The organism is Microbacterium sp. LWH7-1.2 (assembly GCF_038397755.1).
Classification (GTDB): Bacteria; Actinomycetota; Actinomycetes; order Actinomycetales; family Microbacteriaceae; genus Microbacterium.
In genome coordinates this window covers 3,825,831-3,838,307 of sequence record NZ_CP151637.1, presented here as the reverse complement: position 1 = coordinate 3,838,307, position 12,477 = coordinate 3,825,831, and the positions used below count along the sequence as shown (strand labels likewise).

General features: G+C 67.8%; 11 protein-coding genes. 3 read left to right on the top strand and 8 right to left on the bottom strand.

Going from position 1 to position 12,477, the window contains the following annotated elements; all coding sequences use genetic code 11:
* Positions 1 to 17 precede the first annotated feature (17 nt).
* The 3 genes from MRBLWH7_RS17720 to MRBLWH7_RS17710 are packed head-to-tail and all read right to left on the bottom strand — an operon-like array spanning position 18 to position 2,934.
* Positions 18 to 1,079, bottom strand: a complete 1,062-nt coding sequence (locus tag MRBLWH7_RS17720; protein ID WP_341996881.1) for a Gfo/Idh/MocA family oxidoreductase — start codon at positions 1,077 to 1,079, stop codon at positions 18 to 20.
* Positions 1,076 to 1,804, bottom strand: coding sequence for a cupin domain-containing protein (locus tag MRBLWH7_RS17715; RefSeq protein WP_341996879.1), 729 nt, complete (start codon positions 1,802 to 1,804; stop codon positions 1,076 to 1,078). The genes MRBLWH7_RS17720 and MRBLWH7_RS17715 overlap by 4 nt, the downstream gene beginning before the upstream one ends.
* Positions 1,801 to 2,934, bottom strand: coding sequence for a Gfo/Idh/MocA family oxidoreductase (locus MRBLWH7_RS17710; RefSeq protein WP_341996876.1), 1,134 nt, complete (start codon positions 2,932 to 2,934; stop codon positions 1,801 to 1,803). The genes MRBLWH7_RS17715 and MRBLWH7_RS17710 overlap by 4 nt, the downstream gene beginning before the upstream one ends.
* Before the next feature lie 116 nt (positions 2,935 to 3,050).
* Here MRBLWH7_RS17710 and MRBLWH7_RS17705 point away from each other — a divergent pair, with 116 nt between their 5' ends.
* Positions 3,051 to 4,043, top strand: a complete 993-nt coding sequence (locus MRBLWH7_RS17705; RefSeq protein ID WP_341996874.1) for a LacI family DNA-binding transcriptional regulator — start codon at positions 3,051 to 3,053, stop codon at positions 4,041 to 4,043.
* 174 nt (positions 4,044 to 4,217) lie between these two features.
* Here the strand turns inward: MRBLWH7_RS17705 and MRBLWH7_RS17700 are convergent, their stop codons facing one another.
* Complete coding sequence (locus MRBLWH7_RS17700) at positions 4,218 to 7,346, bottom strand: BTAD domain-containing putative transcriptional regulator (RefSeq protein WP_341996872.1); 3,129 nt, start codon at positions 7,344 to 7,346, stop codon at positions 4,218 to 4,220.
* A 134-nt stretch (positions 7,347 to 7,480) separates the two neighbouring features.
* Here MRBLWH7_RS17700 and MRBLWH7_RS17695 point away from each other — a divergent pair, with 134 nt between their 5' ends.
* Complete coding sequence (locus MRBLWH7_RS17695; RefSeq protein ID WP_341996871.1) at positions 7,481 to 8,008, top strand: hypothetical protein; 528 nt, start codon at positions 7,481 to 7,483, stop codon at positions 8,006 to 8,008.
* A gap of 161 nt (positions 8,009 to 8,169) precedes the next feature.
* Positions 8,170 to 8,994 carry an alpha/beta hydrolase gene (locus MRBLWH7_RS17690; RefSeq protein ID WP_341996869.1) on the top strand — a complete coding sequence of 275 codons (825 nt, stop codon included), beginning with the start codon at positions 8,170 to 8,172 and terminating at the stop codon, positions 8,992 to 8,994.
* A gap of 24 nt (positions 8,995 to 9,018) precedes the next feature.
* Here MRBLWH7_RS17690 and MRBLWH7_RS17685 read toward each other — a convergent pair whose 3' ends face one another.
* The 4 genes from MRBLWH7_RS17685 to MRBLWH7_RS17670 all read right to left on the bottom strand — a co-directional run bounded on the left by MRBLWH7_RS17685 (position 9,019) and on the right by MRBLWH7_RS17670 (position 12,126).
* Entirely contained in the window at positions 9,019 to 9,324 is a 306-nt protein-coding gene (locus tag MRBLWH7_RS17685; protein WP_341996867.1) for an NIPSNAP family protein, read from the bottom strand.
* Between the two features lie 275 nt (positions 9,325 to 9,599).
* Positions 9,600 to 10,172 (bottom strand): YdeI/OmpD-associated family protein, encoded by a 573-nt coding sequence (locus MRBLWH7_RS17680; RefSeq protein WP_341996866.1) that lies wholly within the window; start codon positions 10,170 to 10,172, stop codon positions 9,600 to 9,602.
* Between the two features lie 262 nt (positions 10,173 to 10,434).
* Complete coding sequence (locus MRBLWH7_RS17675) at positions 10,435 to 11,679, bottom strand: RNA polymerase sigma factor (protein ID WP_341996865.1); 1,245 nt, start codon at positions 11,677 to 11,679, stop codon at positions 10,435 to 10,437.
* Between the two features lie 60 nt (positions 11,680 to 11,739).
* On the bottom strand, positions 11,740 to 12,126 hold the full coding sequence (locus MRBLWH7_RS17670; protein WP_341996864.1) for a YciI family protein: 387 nt from the start codon (positions 12,124 to 12,126) through the stop codon (positions 11,740 to 11,742).
* Positions 12,127 to 12,477 lie beyond the last annotated feature (351 nt).

The window sequence follows — 12,477 nt, the reverse complement described above, 5'->3', positions numbered from 1 at the left end:
CGTGGTTCAAACGGCCGCTACGGAGCGAGCACGAGCGCTTCGCCTTGCGCCTGAAGACTGAGTTCCGCGGCCTTGAGCGCGTGGGCCTGGGTCATCGACGTCTCGGTTCGGTCGATGCAGTCGCGGATGAGCTGCCCGAAGTAGGGGAATCCGGTCATGCCGTTCGCATCGAAGCGGTACTGGCCTTCCTGGTTGACGAGGATGACCTGGCCGCCGCCATTGTCCGTGGCGACGTCGATGTACTTGCGCAGCTCGATGTAGCCGTCGGTTCCCAGAAGGAGCGTGCGCCCGTCGCCGAACACGCCCAGACCGTCCGGTGTGAACCAGTCGACGCGGACGTAGCCGGTCGTGCCGTTGTCGAGCACGACGTGCGCGTCGCCGAAGTCCTGCAGGCCCGGCGTGTCGGAGTGCGCGTAGTTCGCGACCGTCGAGGTGGACACGCGCCCATCGGTGGCGCCGGTGTAGAAGAGCATCTGCTCGAAGTTGTGGCTGCCGATGTCGCAGAGGATGCCGCCATACTGCTCGGGGTCGTAGAACCAGTCGGGCCGCCCTCCGCCGATGCGGTGCGGCCCGAAGCAGACCACCTGCAGGACGGTGCCGATCGCGCCGCGTTCGATGAGCTGGCCGGCGAGGATCGCAGCCTCGGAGTGCACGCGCTCGCCGTAGTAGACCGCGTATTTGCGACCGGTGCGCGCTGTCGCCTCACGAACGGCCTCGAGCTGGGCGAACGTGGTCAGCGGTGCCTTGTCGACGAATGCGTCCTTCCCTGCCTCGATCGCGCGCAGGCCGATCGGTGCCCGCTCCGAGGCGACGGCCGCTGTGGCGACGAGGCGCACCTCGGGATCATCGAGCACCTCTTGCTCCGACGATGCGGCGCGGGCAGTGGGGTACCGCTGCATGAACGACGCGACCCGGTCGGGGTTCTCGTCGAACACCCATTTCACGGTCGCTCCAGCGCCGATGAGGCCATCGGTCATGCCGAAGATGTGGCCGTGGTCCAGCCCTACGGCGGCGAAGAAGAACTCGCCGGGAGCGACGGCCGGCTGCGGCAGGGGATCGAAGGTGTACGGGTGGCTCATCGGGGATCCTCCTCGGAATCGGTGATGTCGTAGGCGCGGATGCGGCCGCACATGCCGAAGCGCCGCTCGGCCGCTGCCGGCGCTTCGCGCACGCGCGCGTCGCGCAGATGCGCGATGTCGCCGCTCGCGATCGCCCCTGTGAGCGCGAGCGACCGCTCTGCCTGGGCGAGTGGGCGCTCGCGCACGAGCTGCGCCCACGCGGCGGCGCTGCGACGAACGAGCGCGCCGGCCGCCTGGTAGAAGTGCTCAAGAGGTCCGCGATCGCCGGCGGCGACGGCATCGCGCAGCGCGTCGAAGCCGGTCACCGCGAGATCCCGCCGGCGCGACGCACGCTCCTCACGGCCGTCCGGCCCACCGAGGGACGCAGCCGCAGCGTACGCGTCAGGGTCGGCCACGATGTCGGCAGGGAAGGTCATCACCGCGTCGCCGGCCTCGGGCAGCCCCGCGTTGCTCATCAGGACGATCACCTGCAAACCGCCGTGGTTCACGGCTCGGTGGATCGTTCCGGGCGTGAACCATACGACCGAACCCGCGTGGAGCTCGGTCTCGTGGAAGCCCTCGCCGTCGATCGTCTGCAGGGTGCCACGCCCTTCCACGACAACGTACGCCTCGGTTGAGACGAGGTGCATGTGCGGGCTTCCGCCGCACACGCCGTCCGGCGCGGCATCACCGTAAATGTCGAGGTGTGACAGTGATGTGCCGCCCGGGAATGACGACGCGCTCATGACGCGGCCACCTCGAGCAGAGACGTCTGCTTCGCGAAGAAGCGCGGCGCATGCGTGACGAGCTGACCAGCACGGTAGTACGGGTCGTCGGCTTTGAGAGGCAGCGATACGAACGTCCGCTCGATGCCCGCCTTGTAGATCGCGGTGACGACCTCGATCGCGTTGCGGCCGTCCCGACCGTCGGCGAGAGGCGCCCGGCCGTCGCGGACGGCGGCGAGCAGATCGGCGATCTGCCCCTCGTGCCCGCGGTGGCGCAGCGGCTCGCGCTGCGCGGCGACAGCCTCGATGGCCTCGACAAGCCCCGAGTCCCCGCCCTTCGCAGGGAACCCCCCGCCGTCGGCGCGCTCGGCGATGACTTTCCAGGGCTGGGAGACGCGGGCGTTCTCGCCCTGGATGATGATCTCCTGCTCTTCGCCGTGATGCACCACCGAGCTCGTCAGCTGGGCCAGGCCCCGCCCGTACCGGAACACCGCGACCGAGAGATCCTCGACCTCGCTGTTGTCGTGCTGCGCGTTCGTGATCATCGCCGTGATCTCCGTCGGGCGGCCCAGCAGCCACAGGAGCAGGTCGATGTGGTGGATGGCGTGGTTGAGTGTGCTGCCGCCACCCTCCTTCTCCCACGTGCCTCGCCACCACAGGTCGTAGTACGGCAGACCCCGCCACCAGGCGGAGTCCACGCGCACGTGGGAGATCGAACCGAGGAGCCCGGAATCGACGACGCTCTTGAGGGTGGCGAGGTCGTCGCGGAAGCGATTCTGCGCGACAACCGAGAGCAGCTTCCCCGAACGCTCCTGTGCGGCGAGCATCGCGTCGCACTCCTCCAGAGAGGGCGCCATGGGCTTCTCGACGAGCACGTTCACGCCGGCGTCCAGCGCGGTGATCGCGAGTGCGCCGTGTGACGAGGGCGGTGTCGCGATGCTCACCAGATCGAGGCGCGCCTCGGCGATCATCTGAAGCGGGTCGTCGTAGCCGACGGCGTCCGTCAGTCCGAATGACTCGGCCTTCTCGGCCGCCCTGCCCGGCATGACATCGGCGAGCGCGACGATCTCGCACTGCCCGGGGAACGCGAGATACCCACTGATGTGGGCACTGGCGATACTGCCGGTGCCGATGATTCCGATTCTGAGCATTGCTTCCTCGCACATTCGCTACTACGTATTACTAAGACGTAGTAGATAGTATGTAGCCAACGTCCGCACGGTCAAGTGCCTTTCCGGGCAAGATGGCGGAGATGGGGGATCAACACATGGCGAAGCGCCCGACCAGTCACGACGTCGCGCGCCGCGCGGGCGTTTCTCAGACGACGGTCTCGTTCGTCTTCACCGGCCGCAGCGGCATCTCGGCTGCAACCCGCGAACGCGTGCTGACGGCCGCGGCTGAACTGAACTACCGCCCTAATCTCGCCGCCCGATCCATGCGGACCCAGCGGACGGGCCGGCTCGCCGTCGTCATCCCCGTCGCCGGTTTGAACCTCTTCCCGGTGCTCGAGGGGGCCGCCGCCACGGCGCGGGATGCCGGCTATGTCGTCGAAGTGATCAGCCTCTCGTCCTCACCCGAGGAGCGCGCGGACGACCTCGCCTCGGTCGCAGAGTCCGGCGAGTACGAGGGCATTCTCTCGTTCACCCCTATCCGGGCCCCCCAGCCGACGTCGACGGACGCTCCTGTGCTGCTGTCCCTCTCCGAATTCGACGAGAACATGCACGCGACCGGTGCGTTCAGTGACGCGCGCCCGGTCGCCGAGATGATGGAGCGGCTGGCAGAGCTCGGCCACCGAAGATTCCTGCACATCGCGGGGCCGCCGGACTACCCGGCCGCAGTCGCTCGCCGAGACGTCTACCTCACGACGGTCGATCGGCTGGGCGTGGACTCACTCGGCGTGGTGGGCGGCGACTGGAGCGGGCTCACGGCGAATCACTGTGTGCGGGATCTGCCCGACGACACACCGCCGCTGGCGATCATCGCAGCCAACGACGTCCTCGCCGCCGGGGCGATCCGCGGCGCGGTCTTGCGCGGCTGGACGGTTCCGGGGGATGTGAGCGTGACCGGCTGGGACGACCTCACCATGAGCGCACATTTCATCCCCTCCCTCACCACCGTGTTCCAGGATCGACAGCGCCTCGGTTCGTCCTCGATGCAGCGACTTCTCGCCGCGATCCGCGGAACCGAGCCGCCCGTCCAGGAGGATGCCCTGCAGAAGGTCGTATGGCGCGAATCCGTCGCCCCGCCTCGTGCTCGATGAGACGCGGCGCCGTCGCGCCCAGCGCTGAAACCGTCCTGCTGACCGACGTTTGCGCTAAGGCGATCGGCTTCCATTTGTCTGTCTCGAAACCGCCGGAGCGAATGAACGCGCAGACGATGCTGCCGCGCGAGCCGTTCCCGCGCCGTCGAGGCGAATACCCGACCGAGGCTCCGGTCAGTCGCGGCATGCCGGAGCGTAAGGGATAGTGCCGATGTACTCGCGCCACTCGTGCTTGGTCAGCGTCCGCCCGGCGACGGTGCACGCGCGTTCCTGCCAGGCGGCCGGGTCGGCGACCACTACCTGGGCGTCACCATTCGGCTGCTCTACTCGAAGAGCGCGCTCAGTGTTCCCACTGTTCCGGAGGGCGGATCCGGTCAGCGTGAAATCGCTGTCCGGGAACGCTGCAGCCCAGTCACCGAGAGCCCAAGTGATCGTTTCGCCGTCCGGTGTTCTGGTGACCAGCTGGCCATCCGACTCGTACGCCATGTCGCTGACAGCATGGTCGTGCTCGTTCAGAACCTCGGCGACTTCGGCAGCACCGAGATTCACAAGGGCGATCCTCCCTCCCGTGTACACCGCGAGCTGGGAGCCGTCCGGGCTGAATGCAGCGACTGTTGCAGCACCGGGTAAAGGGACAGTGACGGGCTCGGTGTTCCCTGCGGGGTCGATGATTCGAACCACCGACCCGTTGTCCCCGATCGCGAGGCGTTGCCCATCGCCACTGACCGCAAGCAGTCCACCTCCTCGGAATTCATCCACCTGCATCCCCGTCGTCGTGTCGAAGACGGCGATCGGCCCGGTTCCGCTCGCATAAAGGCGGGAACCGTCGGGCGAGAACTTCGGCATGATCCGCTTCGCGAAGCCGGTGGTCGGGGCATCCCCCCTGAGCTTCAGCCACAGCGTCACAGGACGAGCGTCTTCCGGCGCGGTCGTCCTCCAAAGCTTGATCGTCCCCCACGACGCATCCTCCGACTGCAGCGGAGACGGTATGGCGAGCAGCGAGCGGTCCGCCGAGTACTCACTGACGAGTTCCGTCCCCATGATCTTGTCTCGCTTGATCATGCTGGCGGGCTGGGTGTGCGTCACCGATGTGGCGCGGGGGGCGCGCGCGAAGACCTGCATGAGGCTGACCGGTGCTTCTGGGCTGTCGTGGAGTTGGATCGCCTGCGCGGCAAGCAGCAGCGCCCGGTCGAGCTCCGGCTCATCGACCGCGAGGTCGGCGACGCGGCGCGCCGTCGCGGCGAGCGCGGCCTCGCCCGCGAGGTTCGCCTGGATCCCGGCATAGACGCTCGCCACGACCGCGATGATCGCCAAGGCGGCAGCACCGGCGGACACGTACGTCAGCCGTCGCACCGTGCGACGCTGCCGGCGGAGCTGAGCCTGGGCAGCCGCCAGCTCGGCCTTCTCGTGCTCGCCGGACGTCTCGAGGAACTCGCTCTCCAGTGTGGTGAGCGACGGAGAAACCGCGTCCTGCCACTCCTGGGCGTGCGACAGTCGGCCGCCTCGGTAGAGTTCGCTGTCCGGCCGCCCCATGGCGTCCCAGGCGACCGCGGTGGCAGCCAGATGGTGCATGATGCGCTGGCCTTCGACATCACCGGCGAGCCACTCCGTCAAGCGGGGCCACTCGCGGGCCAGCGCTTCATGGGACAGCTGCACCGACTGTTCGTCCGTTGTGAGCAGGCGGGCGTCGATCAGTTCATCGATGATCCTCGAGTGCGCGTCATCGATCGCAACGAGAGCGCGTTCGACGCGACGGCCGTTGGCGATACCATCTGCGACGTCCACGAGACGAAGGAGGATGTCCCGCAGCAGCCGCCTTTCTGCGTCCGGCAGGGCCCCATAGACCTCCTCTGCCGTCTGGGCGACCGCGCCCTCGATCTCACCGGAGGCCTGGTACCCGTCGACGGTCATGACCCGTCCTTCACGACGAGACCACACCTGACGCAGCGCGTGGGACAACTGAGGGAGAGAACGCCCGTCTGCATCTCGGACGAGCACTTCGGTGAGACCGGGCTCCAGGATGATCCCCGCCTGTGCCGCCGGCTTCTCGATGATCGCCCGCAGACCATCCGATCCGAGCGTGGTGAGCATCAGCATCCGTGATCGGATGATCTGCGCGAATCCCGTTTGCTCGGCCAGGTCGCCGAGCCGATCGGCGCGGAGCGCCATGACGAGCGTCCCCCGGAAGGCCAGCTGCGAGAGGGCTGCGAAGAACTCCCGGGTCTCGGCGGGGTCGGCGGCGAAGGCCTGCTCGCACTGATCGACGATGAGGACGGATGCTGCGCCCTCGAAGTCGAGGTCCCGCAGAGCGTCGACCGGGTGCTCACCTGGCGTGACGATCACGACTTCGGCGCCGCCCGCGCGCAGCTGTGCCCCGATCCCGGCCCGCACGAACGAGGACTTGCCGACCCCCGATGCGCCGGCGACCAGCAGCACGCCGTGTTCCTCGACCGCCCGCAGCGCGTCTGCCAGCTCGGCCTCGCGGCCGAAGTATCGGTCGGCATCGTCCACGTCCGCCGGTGGAAGTCCGAAATACGGGCACTCGGCCGACGCGGCGCGGAACACGCGGTCCGAGAGGAGCGAGGCATCCTGCCGGAGGATCGCCTGCTCCAACGCTGCCAGCTCGACGCAGGGGTCCAGACCCAGTTCCGCGGCGAGCAGCGATCGGGCGTTGCGGACCGTGGTGAGAGCATCCGCCTGCCGGCCCTGCCTGTACTGGGCCACGCTCAGCACGACCCAGCGCCGCTCGCGCAACGGCGCCTCAGCGACGCGAGCCCGCGCCGACGCGGCCACTTCCTGTACCTCGCCGGCCCGGAGCCGTGCGTCCAGCAGCAGCTCCTCGGCCGAGAGGCGCAGCTCGTCCAGACGACCAGAGGCGATCCGAGCCGGCTGCCAGTCAGCGAGCTCGCTGAAAGCATCGCCCCGCCACAGCCCCAGCGCCTTCGAGACAGTATGCGCAGCGCGTTCGGGTTCCCCAAGCTCCAGTTGCTCCGTCCCCCGCTGAACGAGTCGCTCAAACTCGTCGGCGTCGATCTGTACGTGGTCTGTCAGGAGTCGATACCCGAGCGGGGTCGTTTCGATCCGCGCCGGCGCGATCAGCCGGCGCAGCCGCATGACGCAGCCCTGGATCACCTTGGACCAGGACGCGGGAAGGTCATCGCCCCAGAGAGCGACCGCGAGGGAGTCGGTGGAGACCGACTCGCCCGGCCGGACGGTGAGCGCGCCCAGAACCGCGCGTTCCCGCCGTGCCAGCGGGATCCGGCCATCGTCGAGCGTCAATGCGCCGAGTACGCGCACCTCCATGACGCCACTGTGAGCCTGACCGAGACCCACGTCAAGACAGCCGGAACCGCGGCGATACCGGCCGCCCAGCGCCGGTACTGCACCGATACCGGCGCGGCCGTTAATGGGTCGCATCGGAACGGAAGGACACAGCAATGGACGAGTCACCCGTCGCACCAGGAGAGGCCCCGCCGCGCGACTCGAGCAAGCAGCGAGCCCGCAGCATCCTGCCATGGGTCATCGCCGGACTTGCGGTCCTTGGTGCCGCGATCGCGGTGATCGCCTTCGTCGCCGACGAGGCGAGCGAGCCAGGGCCCGTGGCACAGCTCGCGCAGGATGAATCGGTGGAGGGGTCATTCGGTATCGATGAGGACGTCGAGTTCTTCGCGTTGACAGCCTCGGACTTCGTCTCGCACGGCTCGTATGGCGCGCTGGAGCTGTGGAGCGCGACGACGACGGAGCCTCAGGACACGCGATGCCTTGCGATCGTCTCGGAGGATCGGGTCTCGGTGTTCCGATGCTCGGCGCCGACGATCGACACGATCGCCGACTTCCCCAGCATCGATCCCCGCGTGGTCCCGCCCGCGCCATCCGGTGAACCGACCTCGTACCTCCGATTCGTCCTGCACGACGATGTGGTCGACGTGTATCTCGCGCCGGACCCGGACGGCGGCTACTACTAGTCGACGCAGCCGCCAGCGCTCCTCGCTCCTCGAGGAGCACCTGGACCGAACGGCCCACTCCGAGACCGACGATCGCTATGGACGCACGCTGACCGACCGGCTGTCGGGCCGATACTCGACGGCGGCTTGGATCGAGCATGTGCCCTGGCCATCATGGGGACATGACGCGGAGAGTTCAGGAGAGCGAGACGGCGTCGCTGGCCTACGACGCTGTCGGTTCCGGCATTCCCCTCATCGCTGTTCACGGCGCGTACTCCGCACGAGGCGAGGTGCGGGGCTTCCTTGAACCGATGATCGAGGCGCGCCCGGTGCGTCGGGTGTACATCGACTTGCCGGGACACGGCGATTCCCGACCCTCATCCGGAGTCCGGCGACCGGATGATGTGCTGGACCTCGTCGACAGTCTTCTTCGACGGGAAGCACCGAGTGGCAGATTTCTCGTGCTCGGGCATTCGTTCGGTGGACACTTCGCCCGCGCGATCGCGGCACGCCATCCCGACCGGGTAGCCGGTCTCGCACTGATCTGCCCCGCCGTACCCGGGGAGCAAAGCACTCCCCCGCCGAGGGTGGTTCGGGACGATCACGTGTCCACCGCACTCGATCCTGCACAGCGAGCGGAGTACGAGGGGTACTTCGTGGTTCGAACAGCGGAAACCCTCGAGCGATTCCGTCACGCCGTGGCCCCCGCCGTCGGGGAGGTCGACGAACAGACCCTGGAGACGGCGATCACTGCCGGTCCGCATGCCGCGGATCCGGACACGGTGGCTGTAGAGGCTCCGGTGCTGGTGATCTCGGGCAAACACGATCACTGGGTCGGTTGGGAACGGCAACAACGCCTCGGCGACAGGTACCCGCGCGCCACCGTCGTCACCGCCGCCGACGCCGGGCATGCGCTCCCACACGAGCGCCCCGGTCTCACCGCAGCGCTTCTTTCGGACTGGTTGGACGAGATCGGTATCCCGGCAGCATCCGGCGCCCATCCCTGACCGACGCCCCTGGCTCGAGGACCGCTAAGCGAACACCGGTGCGAGGAAGCGGCGCTCGTAGCGCCGGATGCAACCCGTCGTCCGCGCGAGCTCGAACGCCTTCTGACAGTCCGGATCAACCTTCGAGGCGTTCCGGTAGACCTCGTATTCCGCGAGCGACGGAAAGGAGAACAACGCGAAAGCCTCATCACTGTCGCCTTCGCTGGGCATGAAGTAGCCGTGGTGGGTGCCACCGAGTTTGTTGACGAGTCGGATCCACGCGCGGCCGTACTCGGTGAAGTCGTCGAGCTTGGCGGAGTCGATCTCATAGCGAAGGTGAACGGTGATCATCGAGGGTCCTTTGCGGTCAGGCGTACCGAAGAGTCTCGCCGACGAGGAGCCGGCGCGGAGACGATCACGGTCCGGCGGGCGAAGAGTGGCGGGGATGGCACGGAACTTGGCAGCGCGGCCTTCAGCACCAGATGGTGCGTCGCGACCGGCCTTGCCGTGGCGCTCGTCTCCACGCCAGCGGCTGGACCGCTCTCGCGCACGTCGGCAATTTCGCCGCCGACACGAGGAGGAGGAGCGGGACGGCCCCGTCTTGCCAATCGCGGCGGCGGCTGGACTCAGTGGAGGGTTTCGCCCCGCTTCAGCATCTCGACGTACTCCGCGACGCGTGCGGCGCGCGACGCCGGTCGCTTCAGGTTGGCGACTCGGAAGGCCATCGCGAACCGGTTCTGCGCGGACTGGGATGCGAAGGCTTTCGCGACCTTCGGGTCTGCGTTCAGGGCTTCCTGCAGCTCCTCGGGGAGGTCGCCGTCGCCCTGCCGATAGGCGCGGTCCCATCGCCCGTCAGCCTTCGCGCGGTCGATCTCGAGCTGACCCTGGGGCCGCATGCGACCTTCCTCCAGCAGCCGGGTGACGTGGCCGATGTTGACCTTCGACCAGAGGCTCCGCGGTCGCCGGGGTGTGAAGGTCTGCAGAAAGTAGTCGGCGTCGAGGGATTGCTTCCGCCCATCGATCCATCCGAAGCACAGCGCGACCTCGAGCGCCTCGGCGTACGTGATCCCGGGGCGGCTCGTGGCCGTCTTCCGCAGTCGCAGTCGGACCCCCGTCGGGTCCGGGTCCGCGTCCAGCCAGGCTTCCCACTCCGCGACGGTATCCAGGTGCAGTTCCGGCTTGTTCGCGCGGTCGACCATGGAGCCAGGATAGGAGTCAGCAACGAGGTGATGCGCGCCGATTTCCGAAACACGTTGTAGAGAGTGCTGTGCGCTGAATCTGCTCGCTGAGTGGAAGGCGCCCTGCCCCCTGCACCGGCATCGGGCAGGCAGCTGCGTGACCGCGACGGGTCGGCCCGGTCGGTGATGAAGCGTCCCTCCTGCCAGCTGCCATGTGAGCAACATGCCTGGTGAGCGATGATCCGTAGCGCCCGCAGGTCGATCTCTCAGTTCGCCACGCGCGTCACCACACGAGTTGGTCGCGGCGGCGGTCGAGATACGCTCGCTCGGCGGGGTTGCCGGCGAGTTGGATGGCCCTGTCGTACGCGGTCCGCGAGTCGTCGCTTCGCCCGACCCGCCTCAGGAGGTCGGCGCGCGCGGCGTGGTAGGCGTGGTAGTTGTCGAGGGTCTCGCCGAGTCGGTCGATCTCGGCGAGCGCCACGTCGGGGCCATCCAGTTCGGCGACAGCGATCGCACGGTTCAGTCGAACGATCGGGGAGGGATCGAGCCCGATCAGGCGGTCGTAGAGAGCGACGATCTGTGACCAGTCGGTGTCGCCCGAAGACGGGGCATTGGTGTGCACCGCGTTGATCGCCGCCAGGAGTTGATATCGCCCCGGTGACTCCGCGCCGGCGGCGACCGCGGCGATCCGTTCGCGGACCAGGGCGTGACCCTCGATGATCAGGCCGCGGTTCCAGGCGCTGCGGTCCTGCTCGTCGAGGGTCACCAGCTCACCGGCGTGGGAGAAGCGCGCGGTGCGCCGTGCGTCAGTGAGCAGCATCAGGGCGAGAAGGCCGGTCACCTCCCCCTCATCGGGAAGGAGTGAGTGCAGGAGGCGGCCCAGGCGGATCGCGTCGTCGGTGAGGTCCACGCGCAGCGAGGCCTCCCCTGCGGTGGCCAGATAGCCCTCGTTGAAGATGAGGTAGACCACCGCCAGCACACCGGCGAGCCGTTCCCGGATGTCGGTCGCCGACGGCACCCGGTACGGAACGTGCGCCGCTTTGATCTTCGCCTTGGCGCGGGTGATCCGTTGCGCCATCGTGGCCGGCGGCACCAGGAAGGCGTGTGCGATCTCTGCAACGGTGAGCCCGCCGAGCATGCGCAAGGTCAGAGCGACCCGGGCCTCCATCGCAAGGGCAGGATGACAGCAGGTGAAGACCAGCCGGAGCCGGTCGTCCTCTACCGGTCCGGTCGGCTCGGGAGGAGTGTCGTCGGACAGCATGTGAGCCGCCTGATGTTTGTCGTCGCGACGCGACTCACGACGCAGCCGGTCGATCGCCTTGCGCGTCGCGGTGAGGGTGAGCCACGCGCCCGGGTTCGGTGGTACGCCGTCGCGCGGCCACCGCTCCACCGCGGCGACGAATGCCTCTGCTGCTGCATCCTCGGCAAGGTCCAGGTCGCCGAACCGCCGGGCAACGCCGGCCACCACCCGCGCCCACTCCTCATGGTGGGCACGGATGATGGCCTGCTCGACGGGGGCTGCGGTCACGACGCCGGTAAAGCCTGGTTCGATGTCGACTCCAACGGGGACAGCTGGGATCGACCGAAGTCACACAGTCGCAGACGATTGCCGTTCAATGATCTCCCCGACATCTGACGGAAATCGGTGCACCTCCTGGGGCCAGTCCAGTGCGACCGCCAGACGTCCTGCCCAGTACCGCGCGATCGCGTCGTCCGCCACGTCCACAACGGTGAACCCGCCGAGGTGCTCCTTGGTCTCGACGAACGGTCCATCGGTGAAGACCGGCTTCCCGTCCTTGCTCACAACGCTGCAGACCACGGTCGAGGCATCGATCCCCCCATCCGCGTAGAGGAACACGCCCTCCGCCTGCATTTCCTCGAGCACGGCTCGCGAGGCTTCGCTCTTGTTGCGCAGTTCGTCGGGAGTGTGCTCCGGCACCCACTCGTCGTTGAATGCGATCAGGTATTTCGGCACTGTCGTCTCCTCTCGTCGGGACGAGGGCCACGTCGCGGCTCCTCAGTCCTGCGACCCGCATCAGGTCGCACACCTCATCCACGAACGGCAACGCCCAGATACGACACTAACCCCGAGACTCTTTCGAACAAACGGCGTTCGTTCGACTTCATGGCGGCGACAGGACAGCGACCGGTGCGGACGTTCGGGCTCGTCGTCCGTTGTGCTGTTCCGGGGGCGATCAGCGCTATCGATGCCGCACCCCACCAACCGATCGCGGGTTCTTCACGGCGATCATCGCAAGCGAAGCCACCGCCCGATGGCAGGGGGTGAATGGTCATGGTGACCTATCTCGTGGTGGGACCAGAGTTC

What these genes read in the sequence shown, in the direction of transcription:
- MRBLWH7_RS17720 (WP_341996881.1), bottom strand. Translation starts at nt 1,079, where the DNA reads ATGAGCCACCCGTACACCTTCGATCCCCTGCCGCAGCCGGCCGTCGCT.
- MRBLWH7_RS17715 (WP_341996879.1), bottom strand. Translation starts at nt 1,804, where the DNA reads ATGAGCGCGTCGTCATTCCCGGGCGGCACATCACTGTCACACCTCGAC.
- MRBLWH7_RS17710 (WP_341996876.1), bottom strand. Translation starts at nt 2,934, where the DNA reads ATGCTCAGAATCGGAATCATCGGCACCGGCAGTATCGCCAGTGCCCAC.
- MRBLWH7_RS17705 (WP_341996874.1), top strand. Translation starts at nt 3,051, where the DNA reads ATGGCGAAGCGCCCGACCAGTCACGACGTCGCGCGCCGCGCGGGCGTT.
- MRBLWH7_RS17700 (WP_341996872.1), bottom strand. Translation starts at nt 7,346, where the DNA reads ATGGAGGTGCGCGTACTCGGCGCATTGACGCTCGACGATGGCCGGATC.
- MRBLWH7_RS17695 (WP_341996871.1), top strand. Translation starts at nt 7,481, where the DNA reads ATGGACGAGTCACCCGTCGCACCAGGAGAGGCCCCGCCGCGCGACTCG.
- MRBLWH7_RS17690 (WP_341996869.1), top strand. Translation starts at nt 8,170, where the DNA reads ATGACGCGGAGAGTTCAGGAGAGCGAGACGGCGTCGCTGGCCTACGAC.
- MRBLWH7_RS17685 (WP_341996867.1), bottom strand. Translation starts at nt 9,324, where the DNA reads ATGATCACCGTTCACCTTCGCTATGAGATCGACTCCGCCAAGCTCGAC.
- MRBLWH7_RS17680 (WP_341996866.1), bottom strand. Translation starts at nt 10,172, where the DNA reads ATGGTCGACCGCGCGAACAAGCCGGAACTGCACCTGGATACCGTCGCG.